At 60.8% G+C, this 21796-nt stretch carries 19 protein-coding genes; 6 read left to right on the top strand and 13 right to left on the bottom strand.

The window, feature by feature from the left end; translation table 11 throughout:
• Positions 1 to 259: 259 nt before the first annotated feature.
• The 4 genes from RHIBR816_RS0112750 to RHIBR816_RS0112735 all read right to left on the bottom strand — a co-directional run bounded on the left by RHIBR816_RS0112750 (position 260) and on the right by RHIBR816_RS0112735 (position 4393).
• Entirely contained in the window at positions 260 to 538 is a 279-nt protein-coding gene (locus RHIBR816_RS0112750; protein WP_018236937.1) for a hypothetical protein, read from the bottom strand.
• Positions 539 to 816: 278 nt separating this feature from the next.
• A complete protein-coding gene (locus tag RHIBR816_RS0112745; RefSeq protein ID WP_018236936.1) occupies positions 817 to 1542 on the bottom strand; it encodes a hypothetical protein in 726 nt (241 codons plus the stop codon).
• 216 nt (positions 1543 to 1758) lie between these two features.
• Positions 1759 to 3099, bottom strand: a complete 1341-nt coding sequence (locus RHIBR816_RS35275) for a calcium-binding protein (RefSeq protein WP_157628164.1) — start codon at positions 3097 to 3099, stop codon at positions 1759 to 1761.
• Positions 3100 to 3562: 463 nt separating this feature from the next.
• Positions 3563 to 4393 (bottom strand): response regulator transcription factor, encoded by an 831-nt coding sequence (locus RHIBR816_RS0112735; protein ID WP_018236934.1) that lies wholly within the window; start codon positions 4391 to 4393, stop codon positions 3563 to 3565.
• Between the two features lie 839 nt (positions 4394 to 5232).
• Here RHIBR816_RS0112735 and RHIBR816_RS0112725 point away from each other — a divergent pair.
• A complete protein-coding gene (locus RHIBR816_RS0112725) occupies positions 5233 to 7518 on the top strand; it encodes a methyl-accepting chemotaxis protein (RefSeq protein WP_018236932.1) in 2286 nt (761 codons plus the stop codon).
• Positions 7519 to 7642: 124 nt separating this feature from the next.
• Here the strand turns inward: RHIBR816_RS0112725 and RHIBR816_RS34055 are convergent, their stop codons facing one another.
• The 3 genes from RHIBR816_RS34055 to ppk2 form a co-directional block, all read right to left on the bottom strand.
• A complete protein-coding gene (locus RHIBR816_RS34055) occupies positions 7643 to 8137 on the bottom strand; it encodes an NUDIX hydrolase (protein ID WP_245262583.1) in 495 nt (164 codons plus the stop codon).
• 131 nt (positions 8138 to 8268) lie between these two features.
• Positions 8269 to 8751 carry a ProQ/FINO family protein gene (locus RHIBR816_RS0112715; RefSeq protein ID WP_018236930.1) on the bottom strand — a complete coding sequence of 161 codons (483 nt, stop codon included), beginning with the start codon at positions 8749 to 8751 and terminating at the stop codon, positions 8269 to 8271.
• 391 nt (positions 8752 to 9142) lie between these two features.
• Entirely contained in the window at positions 9143 to 10063 is a 921-nt protein-coding gene (gene ppk2 / locus RHIBR816_RS0112710; protein ID WP_018236929.1) for a polyphosphate kinase 2, read from the bottom strand.
• A gap of 168 nt (positions 10064 to 10231) precedes the next feature.
• On the opposite strand from ppk2, the gene RHIBR816_RS0112705 reads away from it, so the two are divergent.
• Complete coding sequence (locus RHIBR816_RS0112705) at positions 10232 to 10597, top strand: hypothetical protein (protein WP_018236928.1); 366 nt, start codon at positions 10232 to 10234, stop codon at positions 10595 to 10597.
• Positions 10598 to 10637: 40 nt separating this feature from the next.
• Here RHIBR816_RS0112705 and RHIBR816_RS38375 read toward each other — a convergent pair whose 3' ends face one another.
• Positions 10638 to 11324, bottom strand: coding sequence for a hypothetical protein (locus RHIBR816_RS38375; RefSeq protein ID WP_018236927.1), 687 nt, complete (start codon positions 11322 to 11324; stop codon positions 10638 to 10640).
• Between the two features lie 270 nt (positions 11325 to 11594).
• Positions 11595 to 13046 carry an inorganic triphosphatase gene (locus RHIBR816_RS0112695; protein ID WP_018236926.1) on the bottom strand — a complete coding sequence of 484 codons (1452 nt, stop codon included), beginning with the start codon at positions 13044 to 13046 and terminating at the stop codon, positions 11595 to 11597.
• A 365-nt stretch (positions 13047 to 13411) separates the two neighbouring features.
• Here RHIBR816_RS0112695 and RHIBR816_RS0112690 point away from each other — a divergent pair, with 365 nt between their 5' ends.
• The 4 genes from RHIBR816_RS0112690 to RHIBR816_RS0112675 all read left to right on the top strand — a co-directional run bounded on the left by RHIBR816_RS0112690 (position 13412) and on the right by RHIBR816_RS0112675 (position 17661).
• Positions 13412 to 15169 (top strand): alkaline phosphatase, encoded by a 1758-nt coding sequence (locus RHIBR816_RS0112690; RefSeq protein WP_026186924.1) that lies wholly within the window; start codon positions 13412 to 13414, stop codon positions 15167 to 15169.
• Between the two features lie 78 nt (positions 15170 to 15247).
• On the top strand, positions 15248 to 15718 hold the full coding sequence (locus RHIBR816_RS0112685; RefSeq protein WP_018236924.1) for a hypothetical protein: 471 nt from the start codon (positions 15248 to 15250) through the stop codon (positions 15716 to 15718).
• A 6-nt stretch (positions 15719 to 15724) separates the two neighbouring features.
• A complete protein-coding gene (locus tag RHIBR816_RS0112680; RefSeq protein ID WP_018236923.1) occupies positions 15725 to 16414 on the top strand; it encodes an ABC transporter ATP-binding protein in 690 nt (229 codons plus the stop codon).
• Positions 16411 to 17661: an ABC transporter permease gene (locus tag RHIBR816_RS0112675; protein WP_018236922.1), complete on the top strand. Its 1251-nt coding sequence runs from the start codon at positions 16411 to 16413 to the stop codon at positions 17659 to 17661. Before RHIBR816_RS0112680 ends, RHIBR816_RS0112675 begins: the two co-directional genes overlap by 4 nt.
• Before the next feature lie 239 nt (positions 17662 to 17900).
• On the opposite strand, the gene RHIBR816_RS0112670 is transcribed toward RHIBR816_RS0112675, so the two are convergent.
• The 4 genes from RHIBR816_RS0112670 to RHIBR816_RS0112655 form a co-directional block, all read right to left on the bottom strand.
• On the bottom strand, positions 17901 to 18257 hold the full coding sequence (locus RHIBR816_RS0112670) for a response regulator (protein WP_018236921.1): 357 nt from the start codon (positions 18255 to 18257) through the stop codon (positions 17901 to 17903).
• A gap of 15 nt (positions 18258 to 18272) precedes the next feature.
• A complete protein-coding gene (locus RHIBR816_RS0112665) occupies positions 18273 to 19271 on the bottom strand; it encodes a PAS domain-containing sensor histidine kinase (protein WP_018236920.1) in 999 nt (332 codons plus the stop codon).
• Positions 19272 to 20228: 957 nt separating this feature from the next.
• Complete coding sequence (locus RHIBR816_RS0112660) at positions 20229 to 20810, bottom strand: YceI family protein (RefSeq protein WP_018236919.1); 582 nt, start codon at positions 20808 to 20810, stop codon at positions 20229 to 20231.
• Positions 20811 to 20826: 16 nt separating this feature from the next.
• Positions 20827 to 21681 carry a hypothetical protein gene (locus RHIBR816_RS0112655; protein ID WP_018236918.1) on the bottom strand — a complete coding sequence of 285 codons (855 nt, stop codon included), beginning with the start codon at positions 21679 to 21681 and terminating at the stop codon, positions 20827 to 20829.
• Between the last annotated feature and the right edge of the window lie 115 nt (positions 21682 to 21796).

Raw genomic sequence — 21796 nt, 5'->3', positions numbered from 1 at the left:
GTGGCTTGCGGCGTAGCTTCTCGACATATGCTAGGGGGCATTTGCCCGAACTAACACAACGCGTTGGTGGACCCTTCTTCGGGCGTACACCCTTGGTCGGTGACTGCTCCACAGCCGCGCCACGGGCAAGTCATGACCGCCACCAGAGGTGGGCGTTTAGTTTGCTTGCAAAAAAGGGACCCTGCCAAAAACAGGGTCCCTTGCGCTCTGGAGAGTTGGGTAGCCTTTTCCCGGAGCGACTTTAGACGCTCGGCATCGCTTAGGCGACCGCGGCGTGGCCCACGGCGGTGATCGACGACAGCTCGTCTTCGATCACGAGGACAACGAGGTCCAGCTCGGCGGAGGTATCTTCGCCGATGGCCTCGACGTCGATTGCATAGGTCGCTTCGTTGCCGTCGATGTCGACGTCGACGCAATAGTCGACGTTGATATCAACGTCTTTGTAGTAGTCGATGTCGACGTCGGCTTCGAAAGCGAATTCCACTTCGACTTCGATTTCCTTCTCGTATTCGAATTCATTGGGGTCGTAGAAGCTCATAGTCTCACTCCTTTAGCGTGATCTGGCCAGGCTTTTGCTCTGACCATGGGAAGCTTAAGCCTGGCGCCAAGCAGAGGCAAAGTGGCAACCGACGTACAAAACTAAGGGAGTATGCGAATGCTCATAATACTATCGAGGAATTATTCTCATAAGCTCATGAACTTCAATCAAAATTCATTAGGATTCAACCCATGAAGATCTGAATGCAACGCAATTATATTTTGCGTATACATCATAGGTACCGAAAGAGCGCCTTTCAGAATCGCGCATGAAGCGGTTTATGCGATGGCGGCGACGACGACTGCCGTAACAGTAGATATCTGATCCTCCACAACGAACGCATCGGCGGACACGTCAGCCAGCGTGTTCGGGCCGAACGCATTGGCCTCGATGTCGAATGCCGCGAGGTTTCCGTCGATCTCGATGACGTAGCCAAGGTCAGGTTCGCCGCAGCCGCATTCAGGCCCAGGGTAAGGCGGCGGCTCCTCCTGGGGAGGCTGGGTTTCGGGAACGTACTCCGGAACCGGTTGCTGGGAGCCGGCACCTCCGCCGGCTGAAAACTGCAGCGCATGAACGCTGGCCGAGACTTCCGACACGGTCGTCGACCCGGTTTCGTCCTGTACCGTATAGGTAATCGAGCGAGTGCCGCCATAATAGACGTCGGCCCCGCCATAAACCTCCACCAGCGCAGCCGCGGCCGCATAAGCAAGGTCGTCGGGCGACTGCGCGGCCGCCACAGCCCTCACGGAGGCCGAGGCGGAATCAACATAGGTGCCGTCGGAAACGGTCGCGGTCACCTCAAGCTGGGCCAGCGTATCGGTCCCGACGGCTGTGGCGTCGGCTTGAACGCCGACGCCGAGCCCTCCGCCGTCGACGTTTAATAAATCCCCGACGAAAACCGTGGTCTCGGAGACATAGGAGGCTTCGGAATAGGTTTCGTCGCCAGCATCTCCGGTCGATGTCGAAACGCCGATGCTTACGCTCGATGTACGGGTCGCGGACATGTTTACCTCCACTATTTCGTCCAAAGTCGTCAAGGCACCATACACCGGGCGTTCGTCACTATCAGACGTTCAAATGATGGATAGTCCAATGGTCCTGGAAGAGCCCGAGGCTCGGAAGTGCTATAGATCGTTGGGGCAGCGTCAGGCGAAAGTAGCACTGTCTCTGGGGCGGCAAGGCCGCTTCGCTCGGGCGTACGGAAGCCGCCGTGCGGGCCGCTAACCGAGCAAGGACAAATGGTCGCCCAGTTGCAGGAGCAGTTGAGCCTCCTGACCAATCTGACGGTCGTCGGCATCAAGCGAGAGCGTCCTGAGCAGCGCTCCCGCCTGAGCGTCGCTGAAGGTTCCCCTGCGTGGCATGCCACCATAGCCCTGGTTGAGTGCGAAGAATTCGTCCAGCGTCAGCTCGGAGCGGCGGTCAAAAGTATCGAAGGTGATCACCAGGTCGTCCGCATCGCCGGACGAGCGCTGCATCGTGAACGCGCCTCGCCCGAGCGCGGCGACCCCGTCCAGTTCGGAAATGGCAAGGCGGTCGCCTTGTCCTATCGAGAAGTCCTGGATCACGTCGCCGCCGAACCCGCCGACGAGAAGGAAAAGATCGCTGCCGCTCCCGCCACTGTGGACGTCGCGGTCGTCGCCGCGCTGAGCGCCAAGCCGGAAGATGTCATCGCCAGCGCCGCCATCCAGGCAGTCGCGGCCCTCGCCGCCGCACAGGATGTCGTTCCCGGCTCCGCCGTTCATTGTATCGTCGTCGTCGCCGCCAAGGAGAAGGTCGTCTCCGTCGCCGCCGCAAACCGTGTCGCCGCCCTCGCCGCCGAACAACCAGTCAGCGCCTTCGCCGCCGTGCAGTCGGTCCGTGCCACCTTCGCCAAGGAGGGTGTCGCTTCCCGCCCCCCCTTGAACCGTGTCACGGCCCCGGCCTCCGAAAATCCAGTCATCCCCGGCGCCTGCCAGAACATTGTCGTCGCCGGCCCCTGAAAAGACGAGCGTGTCGCCGGGTCCGGTGCTGATCCTGTCCGGCCGCGACGAGCCGACGATCTCCGTGTAGGCCACTTCGCCGCTTACGGCTGCGCCCGCGGAGACCGTGACAGTCGAAAGCGCGTCCTCTACCGCCATCACGTCGGCCTGAACGTCCACGAAACTGTTCTCGCCCACCGCTACGGCATCGACGTTGAAGAACGCCGTATTTCCTTGCAGCGCCCCAATGTTCGCATCGTCCGAGACGTGAGATTCAGCCCTCTCGACCTGAACTTGGCGATCGAGATCGAACATCAAGTCTAGAGCGACGAAGCTCAGCCTCGTCGTTTCAGCCATTTCATCGGAACCGCTGCCACTCGCTCCGCCTGTCACCGTTTGCGCAGACACGATAGACAGATCGGCGCCAGCTATGGCCACGCCTGCATACGCTGACGCGAAGGCTGAGTCACCGCGTGCCGCCGCGGTGAAGCTGGCGCCGCCGATGGCGAACGCCGCGAGTCCTCGGTCCACCAGCTGAAGCCTGCCATTGGCACTGGCCGTGGAGTCCAGTCCGAATGCGTCGGCCCCGCCGAAGATGGTCACGGCAAGCGCGCTTTCGGCTGTCACCGACCTTGTGACAACCGGCGGACCTTCCCCCCGGCCGCTGGCGCCAAGGGGTTCGATCCAATGCGCATCGCGGCTGCTGACGTCGTACGAAGTAAAGTGACGGAACAGTGACGACCAGATGCCTCCGAACGTGTACGCTGGCATGTTTGCATATCCCCATTGGTTATTTCCAAGGTAAAGCCGGCGTCGCGGGAAAGCATCCGTTCAATCAGCCATCATCCCGAGTGAGAGCACACCATCGGAAGTATGATCGCTCAAATCGCAGTGTGCGTAAGAGTTTTGGAGTAAAGCTGAGAACAGAGACATCGGCGAAGGAGCACCTGCGCCTTCGTCTTCCAGGCGCTATCGGGCGCCAGGTCGCCGTAGCGCTTTGAAAAGCCGCCTAATTTCTTGAATCAGATGGGATTAAAGGAATTACGCGGTAGTGCCTCGTCTGAAATTATGACGGTTCCGGCGGCCTGCTGGTGATTGGCCCGCTTCCGGCGGCACTTGCGCCCCCGCCAGGTTGTTCGATCGCGATGCCCCTGCCCGCAAACGTGGCCGGAGCAACGCTGGACTGGACGCCGTCCTGAACAGGCGCGGCGCCAAGTCCCTTGTCCATGACCGCCGCGCCGAACAGAGCCGCCTGCGTCCTGTTTGAAGCGCCAAGTTTTCGCATTATCTGTCGGACATGCACCTTGACCGTCGATTCCTCCATCGCCAAGTCACGCGCTATATGCTTGTTGGACCTGCCTTGCCGTAGCCGCTCGAGCACCTCGTTCTGGCGCCGCGTCAGTCCCTCATTTTCATTCTTATGTTCCGGCGCCTGGCTCCTCACGGAGCGCGCCGTCGATGGGTATTGGTGAAGGAGGGCCTCGCGAGGAAAGAACGTTCCACCACCAAGGATAAAAGTCAGCGCCTGGCGAGCGATCCCAGGCTCCATGCTCGTGGAGAGGAAGGCCTGTTTGCCAATCTGGGCGGCCACGATCGCCTCCTCGGCTTCCATTCTGTCGGAAATGATTGCGCGTGGCGCGTTCGGAAACAACTCCCGCGCGCTCTTCGCCCAATTCTGCAGAACCCCCTCGCGAAGGGACGAGCCTCCTACGCTCAATATGACAAATCGCACGACCTCTCCTAACTGACTGTGCGCGGGCATCTCGTCAGGAGAAATTCCAACGGTTTCGAGACCGATCGCACCAGCCCACTCGTCGACCAGTGATGTAATCCCCGCTCGGCGTAACTCCAACGCGTCGATGACGAGAACGATTCTTCCTTCTGATTTTTTGGACATTGTCCGTCTCCATCTACATTGTGAAAATATCAAGTAAAAATTCTCTCTATCATAAATGGTATTATTCAGCCATAAATACTTTGTGTTGCGACGTGCTTATAATTCATTACAGTAATTTATCTTCAGTTTATGGCGTATCAAACATATATAAATAAATCAGTGATATATAAATAGATTTTTACTTATAGACTTACTCGAATATTTGTTGTATTACGCCAATATTAACAAAACAACTTGTATCTAACATAGGATGTGATTGATATCAACTTCGATTGCAAGTAGCATTATCCTGCAAAGAAGTGGTCGACACCCTACGTTCGCCATACCCGTCTAAAATGAATGCCACCTTCTTTGCCGTGGACGCTTTGGCGTCGCATCCTGTTTTAGAACCTCCGCATAAGAGTCTTGTGACAGTTTTGTATCTGCCACCCCGGTTGCTTAGGGATCGAAGAAGGGCTGCTGGACGAATTGGTCCGCCGTCGCCATCAGGTTCGGACACGGAGACCGCGCGTTCGTCAGCGTCCTGTGAACTGCTTGGGCAATGAATTCCGTAACCGATTCAAGCGGTATTCGGAACGAAGTCGGCGAGTACACTCTGCGAAACTTCCCGGATCGCACCAACGATTCGAGCTAATACGTCGTCGACCCTCGCCTCCACCGAGTTCCGACGAATTTGGTACGGTTCCCGCCACACGTGCGTCGCCAAGCCCCGCCCGTCGTCATCAAACTGTAACATGAAAGCGTATAACTCTGCCGGCGGAGTTCAACCGCCGGGCGCATGAGGCGTCGCGACCCACCTTCTGTTGGTATTTCCCCACTTCGAAAAGCCCGGTGTCGTTATGCGTTTGTCCGCGAAGCTTCCCCTCGCAGCGGCGGTTCTCGCCGTGTCCTCCATTGCCGCAACCAGCCTTGCCAGCCTTACCGTCAGCGCCGGTATCTCATCGCGCGCTGCAGTCGAAAAGCTCGAAGCGCTGGCCGACGCCCGCCGCAACGAGCTTCGCCATTACCTGACGACGATCGAAAACGACCTGCGCAATCTCCAGACGCAGAAGCCGGTCGCCAAGGCGCTCAGTGAGCTGAACACCGCCGCAGGGACCGGCGACAAGCCCCTTGCCGAGTTGCAGCAGCGCTATGTGACAAACAACCCCAACCCTGAAGACCGGCGCGCCCTCTACGGCTCCGCCGGGAAGGACGAATACGACAAGCTGCATGGCCGCTACCATCCCTTCTTTCGCCGCTTCGCGGAAGCGCATGGTTACAGGGACGTGCTGCTGGTCAATCTCAACGGCGACGTCGTCTATTCGCTCAGCAAGAAGGGCAATTACGCCGTCAATCTGATGGGCGACGCATGGCGGGAGAGTGGGTTGGGTCGGATCTTTCGGGCCGCGGCCGAAGGGACCGACAAGGACAGGCTCGCCTTTGCGTCCTACGAGAGCTACGCCGCGCTTGGCGAAAGACCTTCGGCATTCATCGCCATTCCGCTCGAATCGCTCGACGGCAAGATCGGCACGCTGATCCTCGAAATGCCGGACGCGCTTATTGGCGAGATCATCGGCAACAGAACCGGTCTCGGAGAAACAGGCGAGACACTCTTGCTGGATGGTAAGGGATTTTCCCTGACCGACAGCGCTCGCACGGCCGAGAACGACATTCTCAAGGCCCGGATCGACGAGGCAAGCGGGACGGCTACGAGTGGTATCGTCAGCAGCGGGCTCGACGATTTCCGGGGAGAAGAGGCGCAGATGGCCGCGACCAGCCTCGATGCGTTCGGCACGCGCTGGACCGTGGCAGCGGTCATGACGTCGCGCGAGGCATTTGCGGCGGTGACGGCCCTGCGCAACTGGACCGTGCTGGCTGCCCTGGCCGTGCTCGCCGCCGCAATTTTGGTCGCCATCTGGTTCTCGCGTCGCCTGACGCGGCCGATCAGCAGCCTCGTCGGCGACATGAGCCGGCTCGCCGGCGGTGACACGGCGCTCGCCTGCGCTGGCAGGACCCGCACAGACGAAATCGGTGACATGGCCCGCTCGGTCGTCGTCTTCAGAGATGCGCTCCTCGATCGCAGGCGCCTTGAGAACGAGGCCGAAGAGACGCGGATCATGATCGAACAGGAACGACAGGCCCGTGACGTTGCGCAAATGGACGTGTCTCGCCACATCAACGAAGCCGTGGAAATGCTGGCGACCGGGCTTGAGCGACTTTCACATGGCGATCTTACCGCACGGATTGACCGGCCTTTTGGCGAAGGCCTGGACCGTTTGCGCTCCGACTTCAACCTGTCGCTTGAAAGACTGGCGATCACGCTTGGCGATGTGAAGGCAAGAAGCGCCCATATCGAGGGCGACGCCGGTGAAATGCGCAACGCCGTAGGCCAGCTTGCAAGGCGCACCGAACAGCAGGCGGCAACACTGGAGGAAGCCACGGCGGCGCTGAACACGATCACCGTGACGGTGCAACGAACCGCCGAGCACGCCGCCTCGGCCACCAGGATCGCGGCAGCAGCAAAGTCCAGCTCGGATCGCTCGAGTGACGTCGTGAGCAATGCCGTCAGCGCCATGGGTCAGATAGAGGCGGCCTCGTCCTCGATTTCGCAGATCATCGGCACCATCAACGACATCGCCTTCCAAACCAATCTTCTGGCGCTGAATGCCGGCGTCGAGGCGGCACGCGCCGGTGAGGCCGGCAAGGGATTTGCCGTCGTTGCACACGAGGTGCGGGAGCTGGCCCAGAAATCGGCGCTCGCCGCGCGCGAGATCAAGGCGATCATCACCGCTTCCGGAGATGAGGTCGCGAGAGGGGTCTCGTTGGTAAGGGCGGCTGGCGACACCCTGAATGAAATCTCCCATCAGATTCATGCCATAAACGATCAGACATGGCAGATCGCGGGCGACGCCCGCGACCAGGCAAACGACCTGCGGCACATCAATCAGACGATGCTCGAGCTCGACGCGGTCACTCAGCAAAACAACACCATGGTCGAGGACAGCACCGCCATGACGCAGCGGCTCTCCAGCCAGGCCTCCGGTCTGTTCGAGCTTGTGGCGCGGTTTCGTACAGCATCCGGTGATGGGCTTCGCATTGCCGGATCGCCTCCAGAGGATCCAAGCCCCTCACGGACTGCTGCTTAAAGGGCGCGATGTGATCGAGCCGAGACGAGATACGGTTCAAGGTTTCAATTCGCGGCGCCTGGCGTCCGCGATAACCCCGAAATGGCGCCCGGACATGGAACGGAGACGCCGCTAAGCCCCTAAGCTATCCAAAAACGGCAGAAAGATCGGGATACATTTTTTCAGCCAAGCAAAGAAGGAGATCGCGGAGCCTTGGGTGCGACACCGCATCGGCCGCGGTTTCAAGCGGCGTCCATTGCAATTTCCGGACTTGCTTTTCCGGGAAGTCTACAAGCGTCTCCTTGACCTCGAGCAAATGGACATCGAGGTGGAATGCAAAATTGCTGCTGTCCTTGGTGTAGACGAACGAGCCGATCGTATCATTTGAGACGATGCCTCTGACACCCGCTTCTTCCAACGCCTCACGGGCCGCTGCAACCCCGGAGCTTTCCCCCGGTTCGATGCGTCCCTTCGGGATTCCCCAGCGACCGTTTCTGCGGCTCGCGACAAGCAATACCTCAAGAGAACTATCGGCGGACATTCGATAACAGATCGCGCCTGCTTGTTCGACGCGCGCTCGCGAACAACCGACGGCATCCGGTCGGTTAAGCATGCCTAGCGGAAGGAATTCCTCTCCCATCGCTCAAGGTCCCCAGCGAGATGGTCCAGACCTGCCGCAGCAGCTTGCTGCCGTTTATGACAGTTTTATGACTGACTGTGCAAGGAGGAAACATCGACGGGGGCAGCATGGCTTGCGGCCGGGCAAGCCGCTCAGCGGCGATCAAAGCGCCGCTCGGTCGGGCGACGCCGTTTCGTCTCAACGATAACGGTCCTGTCGGCCGCCAGCTTGGTCTTGTTCGCCGACACCTGTGTGGAAAGAGATTTCGGGGGTTGCTCTGGCTCCGCCTTCGGATTCTTCGGTTTCGCGGTTACTTCTTTCGCACCACGGACGCGCAGCCAGGCCTGCGCGGTCGTTGCATCGCCTTCCGACACTTCGCCGGCGGGATTGCCATTGAGATCGACGCGCGCTGCGCCGGCGCGCATGTTCGCGAGGTACTTGTCCGTCCTGGTGTAGGCGCGCAAGGCCCTGCCCAGTTCTTCATCCGACAGTTCGCCGTCGAGTGCGCGAATGTCTTGCCGAATGCCGATCTTCAAGGGCTTTGGTAGTTTCGCATTGAAGGCATTGGGCCACTTTTCCGACAGATGGCGGAAGAGTGCTGACGCTGATTTCGAGTGTTTTTCGGTCGGCACCATAGAGCTCCGCCAGTTTTGTTTCGACCGTCGATCGGCTCCTGTTAGCACAAGTGTGTGTAGGTAATCCGGCAATGGCCGCTGGTTGGCGTCTTTGCCTGCCACGCATTTGGTCCGACGCGGAAGGCATGCCGTCTCTGCCGCGAGCGCCTCCGCTGCTCCGCCCTTGCTGCTCCATCGGAGAACCGATGGCTCATCCGCGCGCAGCTTCAGCCTACGCGGAACAATATTCCAAGTTAATGCATCTGGGTCTCCAAAAGAGGACAGCGCCGGCCAACCTGGGACGCCAGAGCGCATTCCGTGCCCGCTCGTCCGGCCGCGCGACTTTGGACGATCCCGTTCATCGCAACTTCCGGGCTCGAGCGGAAACCAGCGGGTTTGCGGGTTACCGGCCTCAATATTTGGACGGCACATAGAGTTGCGGCGGCAGCACCTTGCGCTCGTAATCGGGATTGAAGACACGCTCCGGCAGAGAGATATCCTCGTGCGGCACATCCTCATAGGGGATCTGCTTCAGGAGGTGGTCGATGCAGTTGAGCCGCGCCCGCTTCTTGTCGTTGCCCTCGACGATGTGCCACGGTGCTTCCGAAATGTTGGTGCGCGCGAAGGTCTCCTCCTTCGCCTTGGTATAGGCCTCCCAGCGCACGCGCGACTGCAGGTCCATCGGCGACAGCTTCCACTGTTTCAATGGGTCGTGGATACGCATCAGGAAGCGCATCTGCTGCTCCTCGTCGGTGATCGAGAACCAGTATTTGACGAGGCGGATGCCGGAGCGCACCAGCATGCGCTCGAATTCCGGCACGTCGCGGAAAAATTCCTCCACCTCGTCCTCCGTCGCGAAGCCCATCACCCGCTCTACGCCTGAGCGGTTGTACCAGGAGCGGTCGAAAAGGACGATCTCGCCGCCGGCCGGCAGATGTGGGACATAGCGCTGGAAGTACCATTGCGTCTTCTCGCGGTCGGAGGGTGCAGGCAACGCCACGGTCCTGACGACGCGCGGGTTGAGCCGCTGCGTGATGCGCTTGATGACGCCGCCCTTGCCAGCGGAGTCGCGTCCCTCGAAGATCACCACCACCTTCTGCCTGTGGTAGACGACCCAGTCCTGCAGCTTGATGAGCTCGGCCTGCAAAGCGAGCAAGGCGCGGAAATAGTCGAGGCGTGGGATCGTCGGCGGATGCGTCTTGCGATAGATCTTCCGGATTTCTTCCGACAGGGCCGGTTCGGAAAGCTCAAGCTCGTAGTCTTCGTCAAGCGTGTCGGCCAGTTCGGCTTCCAGCCAGTCCGGGCGTTCCGCTTCGTCGTTTGGTCTTGTCATGACATCCTCCCTTCATCATCCCACACGGCAGAATAGCACCATCGCATGAGACTGATTTGACGGCGCGGAACGAGGCCGGGTTCGCGCGCAAGCTCGAACCAAAAGAAGCGCGTGGAACCGGTGCATTCCTGTGACGTTTCCCCAGCGGCACATCATTGGAGAACGACCATGGCCAAGAAGAAGCGCATTCCGAAAAAGATCGCGGGCGTGAAGGTTCCAAAGGGGCTGCGGCAATCGAAGATTTTGAGAACCATGATGGCCAGCAATGTCGGAAGAGATTTGCTCGCCAAAGCCATCACCGCAGGCGCAGGCGCAGCCGCCGCGGTGCTGGTCGACCACCGCGACGAGGTGATAGACGCCGGTGAAACGACCACCAGGAAGGGGAAAAAAGCCGTCGGCTTGGCCCGCCGGGCAATGCGAAGCGGCTTCTCCGCGGCAATGGATTCGATGAAGGACACCGTGTTTCCGGCCGGTCACAAGAAGAAGAATGCAAACGCCGAAAGCAAGCGACGCAAACGGGCCGCATTGCATTAGGTGATGCCAGCGAAACGTGGGGAAGAGACGATCGCCGTGCTCAGTCATCACGGTTGGATCGGTCCGTTCGCGCGTCGACGTCGGGGACCAGCGACTGCCTGGGCGTCGCCCTTTCTGAAACTGTCTCCCGCCCATCGTCCTGCTGCCCGCCTTTGTTCACGTAGTCATATATGTCGGCAATACCCACCTGTGCTGCCCGGGTAAGGCCGACACCCAACAGCCGCGCTGCGATCAAGGGGTGTTCGCGGATCAGCACGGCGATGGCGCGCACACTCGCTGCCACGATCAAGCGCGACGTGATGTTCTCGCCGTACTGGCGGACAAGAAAACGCTCGATGAACTCGATACCGTCCCCTTCTCCGTCGTCGCGTGATGCCGCGTTCGCCGGCGCGGAGCGATGCGCAGGAACCGGTTCCTTACCCCGTCTGGGTAAATCGCGGTCGTGAAGCACGCTCACTGCAGCGGAAAACGCGTCCTGCAGCGCGTTTCCCAAAAGACCGGCAGATTTGGCGCCCTTGCGGGTTGCTGCCTTGGCGGCAACGGCCATTCCTTGCTGCTTGCCGATAAGCACAGCCGCCGCCGCGCCGGCGCCTGCGGTAAGTGCATGGGCCAACAGGTCACGGCCAGGACTTGTTTTCAGCAACCTGCGCAGAACCTTCGATTTGCGCCAAGTCTTGGGAACCTTCACGCCCGCTATCCTCTTCGGGACCCGCTTCCTCTTGGCCATAGTCGTCCTCCTTGCGTTCTCCAACGAACAGCGAGGACGGTGGTTCCAGCAGCGAGTTAACCGGAGGAAGTTGGAATACGGCAAAGGCCACGCCAACGGGTTTGACTCTGGCGCCCGTCGCATCTCCAGAACAGAAATAAACCTGCTCTCGGAGGTGAACCGCAGCGCATCGTCCTCCCTTTGTTGCCCTGGGAGCGCGGAGGAGATCGCCTGACTTCGATTGGCTTCGGTTGCGCGTGACTGACGCCGGTGACCTCGTGTCTACGCCGCTCACCGCCAGAAACGCTTGGCCTCCGCAAAAGTGCCGTGTGCTTCGGCGGCATCGTGCAGAAGCTTCACCTTGTCATCTGCACAGAAAAGGTCTTGCGCACCCGGCACATCTGCAACGTCAAGTTTCGAGAGCATATCGGGAGCGGTCGCAAGATCGTTCAGGCTGCCGAGTTGGTCCTGAAGCCCCTCCATCGCCCCGATGAATCTCTTGTGACGCCTGATTTCCTTCTTGCTCTTGTAAAGCGGGCCGAAAAACTCCGCCGCATAGCGCAGTTTCTTTGCGGTGATGCGCAGTTCATGTCGGGACTCGTCATCGAGGTCGATCAGGTTGCGGCCACCCTTCACCAGTTTTTTCCAAAGCTTGTCGAGGACGCGCGAGGCGAAACGCTTCGATGGCAGGACAAGCACCGCCTCGCCCGCTTCGTCGCTTCGCCAGTCTCTCATCGAAATCCATTCGGCGAGGTCGATCATCAGCGCGCGGGCGCGCACGGAGGAGAGAGCCGCTTCAACCGCGCCATAAGCGTCGCTGCGGGCCTCCTGAAGACGGCTTGAAAGCTCTTCGCTTGTCGTGTTCTTGAGTATGACGTCGATGTTGCGCGCATCACCCAGTTCCGAGGCGAGCCAACGCAATTCGTCGCGCATGTGGTCGAACCGGCTATCCGCGAACAGTGATTTGCTGATGGAGAAAAGCGAGCGCAGTCGCCGCAGCGATACTCGCGCCTGGTGCAAGGCATCTGTATCGTCTGACCAGGACAAGGTCATTTCGTTGAGACGAAACTGCCTGATACACGCTGCCGCGATTTGCGCAAAGGCCGTTGCTGCGTTCATTTCCGCCGATAGCGGAGTGATAGTTGCTTTTGTGGCACCGGTCGCAGGGCCAAGCAGACGATAGCCGCGGTCCGCTTTGCTCAGCACTCCGATATGAGCGGGCGTTATCAGATTGAGTTTTCGGGTGAGTGCAAACAGCGCCGCCAGTGAGCCCGTCTTCATTTCAAGTTCGATTTCGCAGAGCGGTGCCTCGCGGTCCGCTGCAACGACTTTTCCAATATCCAGGGCGACTTCGATCGTGGCGTCGCCCTCCGCCACGTTCCAACGATGCCTCTTGACATGAACCTCGAACACGGGCGCGAGGCTTTCGTCAGTCCCTGCCACCAAGGGCAGGATCTCAGGATCGTCGATAACCGGCGTTTCGGCAGTGACCGGTCGTGGCCACTCGTCGCGTGTGAACGATTCGGCCGCGGAACCGTCGCCAGATTTGACCGTCTGGATCCGTTCATTGCCACTTTGCCGGATGCACAGCGATACGCCGCGTTTAGACAGATCCCGTCCTCCGGTGTCGAAGAAAACGGACCTTTGCCGAACTATCGTGGGTGAACTGTCGAAGGGATTTTGCTTCAGGAGCGACGACGCGCCTGATTGCGACAGCTCCAGCTTGAGTTCCGTTTGCTGCATGGTTGTCCTCGCCGGCCTCCCGAAGAACCGGGAGGAGGCATCGGATGGTCCACCATTAGGCTGTCACAAACAATCCTCAAGACCGGCGTCGGTCATCGCCGGAACAACTATAACTTTCCTTTTGCGAGGGAAGTCAGTCGCGCCGCGATGCCAGTTCCACCCATGGACGAGGCCGAGTGCCTGCAAGTAGGCAGCGCTAACGATACGATTGGCGATGGCCAACACGCTGTGATCGGCAACAGGCCGAAGCCACGTGTCGATTCTGATATTCCTTTTATTTCTGCCACTTAGCTCCTGTCATTCATGTGTCACGGTCGCTGGCTAATCACGAGCGGTAGCCTGAATTCCAACGCGCGAGGATCTCCATGCGTAAACTACTAACCGCTCTTGCCGCCGCCACCATGCTGGCCGGCGCTGCCGACGCAGCCACCGTCTATCCGCTCGATCGTGCGACGATCCTCGTCGGCTCGCCATTCGACTTCAAGGTCGAGTTCGACGGCGTCGTCAAGCAGGAGGACGTGAAGGTCACCATCAACGGCGAGGACGCCAAGTCCGTTCTCGGCGCCGACTTCGATTTCGTGGCCGAGGAAAAGGACAAGGAAGGCAAGAGCCTCGGTTCTGCCGTGATCCTGCGCGCCGCCAAGGTTGCCAAGGCTGGCGCCTACAAGGTGGAAGTCAGCGCCGGCGACGAGACGAAGACCGTAACCTGGGACGTCTTCGGCACCTCCGCCACGCCGAAAGCCAAGAACATCATCTTCCTGCTCGGTGACGGCCTGTCGGTTGCCCATCGCACCGGCGCCCGCCTGATGTCCAAGGGCATGACCGAAGGCAAGGCGAACGGACGTCTCTTCATGGACGACCTCGACCATATGGCCTTCATCGGCACCTCCGCGACGAATGCCGTCGCCACCGACAGCGCCAACACCATGTCGGCCTATATGACCGGCCACAAGACGGCGATCAATGCCCTCGGCGTCTATGCCGACCGCACGACGGACAGCCTTGACGACCCGCGCGTCGAAAACATCGCCGAAGCCGTACGACGGCTGACCAAGAAGTCGATCGGCGTCGTCTCCACCGCCGAAATCGAGGACGCCACTCCGGCTGCCGTTATCGCCCACACCCGCAAGCGCGGCGACAAGGCCGACATCGCTGCCATGTTCCTCGACACCAAGCCGGACGTCATCCTCGGCGGCGGCTCGGCCTATTTCCTCTCCAAGGACGTGGCCGGCTCGAAGCGCAAGGACGACAAGGACCTGATCAAGGCCTTCAAGGACGACGGCTATGCGCTGGCGACAGACAAGACGGAGCTCGCCTCCGCCGCCGGCACCAACAGCGGCAAGATCCTCGGCCTGTTCCACACCGGCAACATGGACGTGACGCTCGACCGGGAATTCCTCAAGAAAGGCACGGTCGGCAAGTTCCCGAACCAGCCCGGCCTCATGGACATGACCAAGGTCGCGCTCGAACAGCTTTCCAAGAATCCGGAAGGCTTCTTCCTGATGGTCGAAGGCGCTTCGGTCGACAAGATGTCCCATCCGATGGATTGGGAACGCGCCCTGGTCGAAACCATCGAATTCGACCAGGTGGTAGGCATGGCCCGCGAATTCGCCGCGACCAACCCCGACACGCTGATCGTCGTGACCGGCGACCACTCCCATGGCGTTTCGATCATCGGCACGATCGACGACGAAAAGCCGGGCACCGAGATGCGTGAGAAGGTCGGCGTCTACGCCGATGCCGGCTTCCCGAACTACGAGGACAAGAACGGCGACGGCTTCCCCGACAAGGTCGACGTGACCCGCCGCCTCGCCATCTTCGCCAACAACCATCCCGACTACTACGAGACCTTCCGTCCGAAGATGGACGGTCCGTTCGAGCCGGCGATCGAGAACGAGAAGAAGGAATACGTCGCCAATCCGGCCTATAAGGACGTCCCCGGCGCCGTGCTGCGCGAAGGCAACCTGCCGCGCAATGCCGATACCGCCGTTCACGCCGTGGACGACGTCGTGCTGCAGGCCACCGGTCCGGGCGCCGAGGGGTTCAAGGGCTATATGGAAGAGAGCGACGTCTATCGCGTGCTTGCCGATGCCTTTGCGCTCGGTGGCGACGAGAACATGTAATCTTCTCCGACACCTTTGTTCCGGGCGGCGCGAGCCGCCCGGAACTGCCATTTTGCGAACCAAGACGAGATCCCTGCCATGGGCAAGATTCGATCCGGCTACGGGTTCAGCCGGCGTGATGTTCTGGCGATGATGTGCCTGTCGTCGATCCTCCCGGCTGCCAAGCCCGCCCTCGCCGCGCCAACGCAACTGGGCTTCGACGAGCTCTATGGCAAGATCAGTCCGCTCGGGCTCGAATTTTCCGACAAGGTCAAGTCGCTCGATGGCCAGGACGTCGAAATGAGCGGTTTCATGGCGCCGCCCCTGAAGGCCGAGGCGAAATTCTTCGTGCTGACCGAAATCCCCATGTCGATCTGCCCCTTCTGCTCGACCGATGCCGATTGGCCGGACAACATCATCGTCATCTATCTCGACGAAGCGCAGACCTTCGTGCAGCCGGGCGTGCGCATCGCCGTCGCCGGCAAGCTCGAAGTCGGCTCCTGGACCGACCAGGAAACCGGTTTCTTAAGCCGGCTCAGATTGCGCAACGCCAGCTATTGGGTCGCTTGAAACCGCATGTTGTCTCTCGAACTCGCAGATATTTCCGTCACCTTTCCGGGACTGGCCGCGCCGGTGCTGGCGATCGAACGATTGAGCATTCCAGCCGGCGGACGGGTGGCGATCACCGGCGCCTCCGGTTCCGGCAAGAGCACCTTTGTCAACATCGTCACCGGCCTCGAACGAACACACCGGGGCCGCATCGACTGGAGCGGCACGGATCTGAACCGGCTCGCCGAAAGCGGCCGAGACCGCTGGCGGGCCGCACACGTCGGCCTGGTGATGCAGGATTTCCATCTGTTTGCCGGACTGTCGGCACTCGAGAACACCTTGCTGCCCGCAAGGCTCGCGCGCGCGGCATCCGCCGAAATTGTCGAGCGGGCGCACTATCTGCTGCAGCGGACAGGCGTGCAACGGCCCGAGCAGAGGATCGAGACCATGTCGCGCGGCGAAATGCAACGCGTTGCAGTGGCCCGGGCGCTCCTGCGGAAGCCGGGTGTCGTCATCGCCGATGAACCGACCGCCAGCCTCGATATCGAAAGCGGCGAAGCGGTGGGCAGCCTGCTGCTCGAACTCGCCGACCAGGAGCAGACGACGCTCGTCGTCGTCTCGCATGACAAGCGGCTGACGGACCGGCTGCGGCGCAAGATCACGTTCGACCTCGGACGGATCGTCGGCGATACCGGGCTGATGGAGCAGGCCGCATGATCCGCTTCATTGTCGCAGACCTTCGCAAATACTGGCTCGGCTCGACCGTGGTCGTGCTGATCGTGGCGCTCGCCGTGGCGCTCGGCGTTGCCGTTACGCTTCAGGAAAGGGCGCTAAGGCTCGGCAGCGCCCGGGCCGCCGACAAATTCGACCTGGTGATCGGTGCTGCCGGCAGCGAGAACCAGCTGGTGCTCTCCTCGGTCTTCCTGCAGGCCTCGCCGTTGCCATTGATGGATGGCCACGTGCTGGCGAAGCTCGCCGCGGATCCGCGCGTCGCCTGGGCGGCTCCGATCGGCTTCGGGGATTCGTTCACGGGTTATCCGATCGTCGGCACGACGACCGCGCTGGTGCACAATCTCGCCGATGGCCTGGCGGAGGGCCAGGTCTTTGCAAGGGAGGGCGAAGCGGTGATCGGCTCCGGCGTCGCCCTCAAGCTGGGTGATGTGATCAAGCCGATGCACGGTTCTGCAGAGGAAGGCGGGCATACCCATACCGAGCTCGCCTATCATGTGGCGGGACGCCTGAGGCCGACCGGCACGGCCTGGGATCGTGCCATCCTGGTGCCGATTGAGGCTGTCTGGGATATTCACGGGATGAGCGATCACGAGGAGGCCGAGGCAGAACCCGATCACGACCACGAAGCGGCGGCCGACGAGCACGAGCATCATGCCGATGCGGACGCTGCGATCACTGAAACCTGGGACGCCGACGTGCCCGGCCTGCCGGCGATCCTGGTGAAGCCCAAGACCATCGCCGATGCCTACAAGCTCAGACAGGAGTACCGCGCCGGCGCGACCCAGGCGGTGTTTCCCGCCGAGATACTGACACGGCTCTATGCGACCCTCGGCGATGCGAAGCGGGTATTGTTTGCGGTCGCCATCGGATCGCAGGTCCTGGTGGCGGCGTCCTTGCTGCTGGTCACGGTCATGCATGTCGCGCAGAGGCGGCGGCAGATTGGAGCACTGAGGGCCTTCGGCGCGCCGCGCGGCGCCCTGCTTGCGATCGTCTGGCTGGAACTCTTCGTCCTGGTGGCCATCGGCATCGCCACGGGATTCGGCGTCGGTTATGCCGCGGCAATGGTGATTTCCCAGGCGGTGGTCGATGGCAGCGGCGTCGCCATGCCGGTCGGATTCGCTCGCGAAGACATCGGCTTCGCAGTAACGTTGCTCGGCTTTTCGGCGCTGATCGCATCCGTTCCCGCCATCCTTGCCTATCGTCAGTCGCCAGCGTCCGCACTGCGTGGATGAGCCTAAACCTTTCCCTGGTAGGCCGATCGATCTGCGCCCCCGCCTGGGGGGGTGCGGTGGTGGAACCTCGATGCCGGATTGATGGGGGCAGGCAACGCTCGAACCGACGATAATCGATCAGCCCTGGGCTCGCACCGCTGGCATACGCCGCGTCGAGAGCAGCGATCACCCCTTCGGCCATTCACATGTTTGCGAGATCGATGGATTCGGCGATTCACCAGATCAGCCGGGTGGACATGTCAGGACCGGGCCGCTCGCTCCAGGACTGCGAGTAAACGCCGCTCCTCTGTCGGCTTGCCGACATTGGCCGCTCCGGCCAGAATCTCTCCGCCGACAAGCTCCGGCTTGCTGTACGCGCTTGCCACGACGAACGGTACGCTCTGGGCACGGAGCGCCTTCGCGACCGGGGTCACGCTGCCGTCCCTGAGGGTCACATCAAGGAGTGCGACGGCAGGCAATTCCTCGTCCAAAAGTCTGATCGCCTCTTCGGCCGTCGCGGCTGGTCCCAGCACGCGCCAGCCGCAACGCTCAAGCAAGAGTTTGAGATCCATCGCGATCAGGAACTCGTCCTCCACGATAAGCACGGTCTTGTGCATGAGACCAGTCTCGCATCATGAGACCGATCCTAACGGGGCGACGATCTCGACTAGCAAACCCGCCGGGGCATAGTTCAGTTCCACCCGCCCTCCCAATTCGCGGCTCACAGCGAACTCGATGAGCTGTGAGCCGAACCCCGAAGAGGCCGGCGGTTCCACCGTGGGGCCGCCGCTTTCTTGCCACATCAGCCGAAGACTTGGAGCGCTCGCTTCCTCGACCTCCCAGNGGACATGAATCTGTCCGGTGGGTGTCGAAAGCGCGCCATACTTAATCGCATTGGTCGCGAGTTCGTGCAGGATCAGGCTCAGCGACATGATTTGCTTCGGCGCGAGCGGGACGGCCGGCCCCGATTCGATGAGGAACCCTGTCGAACCCTCTGAATAGGGCGCAAGCGCTTGCTCAACGACCTCTCGAAGATCGGTCTCGACGGTTTGCGAGTAAGCTTTGTCGTGGGCCTGCACGAGCGCATTGAACCGGCCGATGAAAGCGTCCCGATATTCCGCGCCGGAGCGGCCGTCGGCCGTGGTCTGGCGGGCGATGGCCTGGACCAAGCCAAGCAGGTTCTTCATTCGATGCCGGAGTTCGCCTAGCAGCACATCCTTCTCGGCCTCACGTTGGACACGCTTTGTAGCATCCACGATGGAGAGCACCAGGGTGCGGCTGTTGTTGTCGGGATGGAACAGCCGGTGCGCACTGACGAGCATCGTCCTGCGACCGATGCTCGGAAAGTCGTGGTGCACCTCAAAGTCAATGACCGCTGTGCTCTTCGGGATCACTTCCTCGAGCAGGCGCCGCAGCTCAGGAATGTCCCATTGCCGATTGCCGAGTTCGTAGACGTGCTGTCCGATTGTATCGTCGCGGTCGACTTTGAAAGTCGTGAAGAACGCCCGGCTGGCAGACTTGACGCGCAGGTTCTCGTCAAGCACGAGCAACGGATCGGGGACTGTGTCGATTATGCCTTGCGCCTGGACGTGGCCATTCCGCAAGAGGCGATAGAGATCTTCCAGGTTCATCGCTATTCCCGCAGGCTCAACTTTTTCAGAAATATTACAGCATGCGTTGGTAGACATGCAAAGCGCCAGGTGCGACCAGACCGTCATCGTCATCCGGCAGGATGAATGGCACGGTTTGGTGGATACTAGCCGTCGCGATCCGCCTGATCAAACGTCCGCTACCCACCCCTCTCGCGACGGATGGAACCGGAAAGATCGGTAGAGTCGAGGTGTGGCGCGGGTTGCTGTAGGTCGAGCATATCTGTTTCCGCCCCTTTCGTCTGGCGGTGCCTTAGCGGCTCGACCGTGACTCCCGTTTCCACACCCCGCTCATCGAACCGGACATGCAGATCTCCCGCATCCGGCTCTCGGACAAGCTCTCACGCCTTCACCCACGGCACGCCACGTCCAAGTCGGGCGACGGAACCTCGCATAGCGGTTCCGCACATGTTGCCTTCGGCATGTCTGACTGCCTCGGCCCCTGCGATATCACGAATTTCGTGGCTCAATCCCACACCCCACACGATTGCTGTGTACGCTTCGCCGTGGTCGTCGCCTTCCACGTCGCAACACTCACTACCGGGCGGGCGCTACCCCTTCCCCGGACCGGACTTGCACCGGATGGAACGCGCCAGCTTTCCTGGCGCACCAGACATGTCGTCTCCTCCACGCCTGCTCCGATTGCTTCCGGATGGAGCGGTTGCCGGGTGGGACTTGCACCCACTGGAAAGCGCCGCCTTGGCACGGCGCACACCCTTTGCGGTCATGCGCGGCGCAGCGACCGATGCCTCGTTTCCCCTAGTGAAAGCGGAAATACCAGATGAGTCTGTGATCGGTCACTACGCGCCTAGTATGGCACCCCCACCAGCGCAACTGATGACAAGCCCGGGTGTGAGATAGCGCGCTTACACGATTAGAACGCCCCCGCACACGATGTGAACGGGGACTTTTTGGACGTTTCTCGGGATGTGGTGAGGCTTATCGTCCCCGGCCTTCAATCTCTATGAACAGCTTCACATCATCCCCGATCATGCCAAGCGCGGTCTTCAGTCCGAAATCGCTTCGCTTGACGGTTGTTTCCGCGCTGAAGCCGACGACGTGGCTCTTGTCCCAAGGGTTCTCCCCTTCCTTGTTGAAGGTGACGTCGAGGGTGGCTGACTGGGTAATTCCGGCGATCGTGAGATCCCCGACGATTTTGCCGGTCTTCTCCCCGGTCCGCTTGTATTCCTTTCCAGCGAAGGTGATGTCCGGGAACTCGCCTGCATTGAACCAATCGGCGCCTTGAATGTCGCTGTCGCGTTGCTTGTTGTTGGTGGAGATGCTCTCAACCTTGACCGTCACGTCGAGCGCACTCGCTTCAGGCTTGGCAGGATCGAATTCGAAGCTCCCTCCGAAGTCCCGCGCGACCCCGACCACACGCGAAAAGCCGAGATGGTCGATGAAAAACACGATGTTGGAGTGAACGATGTCGATATCGTAGGTTCGTGCCTGGGCCGGCCCGATTGATAGCGCGGCCGCCATGAGAACCGATACGATATAGGCGCATGCAAGCTTGATCATTGACATTCCTCCCTTGTCAAATTGGAAAGCTCGAACCGTATGAGATGATGGCGATGGCTATCCCGCTCGCCGCGGGCACCGCGCAGAGCAGCCCGAATGCGGCGAGACGCGCCATGCGGCTTTGAAGGCGGTCGATCCATCTCGTCCGCCTGGCGACCTCGGGGACGAGGAAGACGAGCGCAAGAATTGCAAGCGCGAGGAGATCAGCCTTGCGGGTGATCAGCGTCACCGCATAGACGACCGACAACATCCCTCCGGCCCCGCCCAGCAGGGCGGAGGTGGCGAAGGGATTGTCATCGCTTCCGAGGCTCCAGGCGACGACTGCCAGAAGCGCTATCGCGAACATCAGGCAAAGCTGCAGGCTCGACGACGATGCGCCGAGCAGGGCGATTGGAGCAAAGCCGGCAGAGAAGATGGCGAGAAGAAGCGTCCGCTTCGCGCCGTCCTCGGCGGCCGAACCGCCGAACTCCCGTTGCAGCAACGTCATCGACAACATGCCGACGGCCGCCGCGAAAACCACTTCCTGAGGGGCGGTGGCCAGCCGGCTCTGTCCGATGTACGAGGCTGCCGCCAGCGGCTGCATTAGCGCCAGCCAGCCCGCAAGGCGTGGACGATCGGCGAGATCGGTGGCGAAGCCAAGTAGGGCGCCGGCCAGGGATAGGTAGAAGATCTTGTTCACTGCGCCGACGGGCGGGAGCGGCGGAATCTTCTGGTAGACGAGGAAATACGAGGCCAGAAACGCCGTCGAAATGATCAGTCCGATCCAGGCGGCGTCGAGGCCCAGAATGCGGCGAAGTCCAGCCAACGCGAAGGCGGCTACTGAAACCGCAATCGTCCCGATGAGGATGGCTTCCTGCGGGGTGTCTCCCATCGAAGTCACCCTGTCAGCGAAACGAATTGGATTCGTGATTGCTGCAATACCGTTCTCCTCCCAGATCGGCGACAAAGCCCAACGGTCACTCGAATACCAATTGGTCTTTGAATTC

The sequence above is a fragment of the Ensifer sp. BR816 genome (genome assembly GCF_000378985.1).
Classification (GTDB): domain Bacteria; phylum Pseudomonadota; class Alphaproteobacteria; order Rhizobiales; family Rhizobiaceae; genus Sinorhizobium.
Note: the sequence above shows the minus strand (reverse complement) of the source record. Positions and strands in the feature narration are given on the sequence as shown.

What these genes read in the sequence shown, in the direction of transcription:
- RHIBR816_RS0112750 (WP_018236937.1), bottom strand. Translation starts at nt 538, where the DNA reads ATGAGCTTCTACGACCCCAATGAATTCGAATACGAGAAGGAAATCGAA.
- RHIBR816_RS0112745 (WP_018236936.1), bottom strand. Translation starts at nt 1,542, where the DNA reads ATGTCCGCGACCCGTACATCGAGCGTAAGCATCGGCGTTTCGACATCG.
- RHIBR816_RS0112735 (WP_018236934.1), bottom strand. Translation starts at nt 4,393, where the DNA reads ATGTCCAAAAAATCAGAAGGAAGAATCGTTCTCGTCATCGACGCGTTG.
- RHIBR816_RS0112725 (WP_018236932.1), top strand. Translation starts at nt 5,233, where the DNA reads ATGCGTTTGTCCGCGAAGCTTCCCCTCGCAGCGGCGGTTCTCGCCGTG.
- RHIBR816_RS34055 (WP_245262583.1), bottom strand. Translation starts at nt 8,137, where the DNA reads ATGGGAGAGGAATTCCTTCCGCTAGGCATGCTTAACCGACCGGATGCC.
- RHIBR816_RS0112715 (WP_018236930.1), bottom strand. Translation starts at nt 8,751, where the DNA reads ATGGTGCCGACCGAAAAACACTCGAAATCAGCGTCAGCACTCTTCCGC.
- ppk2 (WP_018236929.1), bottom strand. Translation starts at nt 10,063, where the DNA reads ATGACAAGACCAAACGACGAAGCGGAACGCCCGGACTGGCTGGAAGCC.
- RHIBR816_RS0112705 (WP_018236928.1), top strand. Translation starts at nt 10,232, where the DNA reads ATGGCCAAGAAGAAGCGCATTCCGAAAAAGATCGCGGGCGTGAAGGTT.
- RHIBR816_RS38375 (WP_018236927.1), bottom strand. Translation starts at nt 11,324, where the DNA reads ATGGCCAAGAGGAAGCGGGTCCCGAAGAGGATAGCGGGCGTGAAGGTT.
- RHIBR816_RS0112695 (WP_018236926.1), bottom strand. Translation starts at nt 13,046, where the DNA reads ATGCAGCAAACGGAACTCAAGCTGGAGCTGTCGCAATCAGGCGCGTCG.
- RHIBR816_RS0112690 (WP_026186924.1), top strand. Translation starts at nt 13,412, where the DNA reads ATGCGTAAACTACTAACCGCTCTTGCCGCCGCCACCATGCTGGCCGGC.
- RHIBR816_RS0112685 (WP_018236924.1), top strand. Translation starts at nt 15,248, where the DNA reads ATGGGCAAGATTCGATCCGGCTACGGGTTCAGCCGGCGTGATGTTCTG.
- RHIBR816_RS0112680 (WP_018236923.1), top strand. Translation starts at nt 15,725, where the DNA reads ATGTTGTCTCTCGAACTCGCAGATATTTCCGTCACCTTTCCGGGACTG.
- RHIBR816_RS0112675 (WP_018236922.1), top strand. Translation starts at nt 16,411, where the DNA reads ATGATCCGCTTCATTGTCGCAGACCTTCGCAAATACTGGCTCGGCTCG.
- RHIBR816_RS0112670 (WP_018236921.1), bottom strand. Translation starts at nt 18,257, where the DNA reads ATGCACAAGACCGTGCTTATCGTGGAGGACGAGTTCCTGATCGCGATG.
- RHIBR816_RS0112660 (WP_018236919.1), bottom strand. Translation starts at nt 20,810, where the DNA reads ATGATCAAGCTTGCATGCGCCTATATCGTATCGGTTCTCATGGCGGCC.
- RHIBR816_RS0112655 (WP_018236918.1), bottom strand. Translation starts at nt 21,681, where the DNA reads ATGGGAGACACCCCGCAGGAAGCCATCCTCATCGGGACGATTGCGGTT.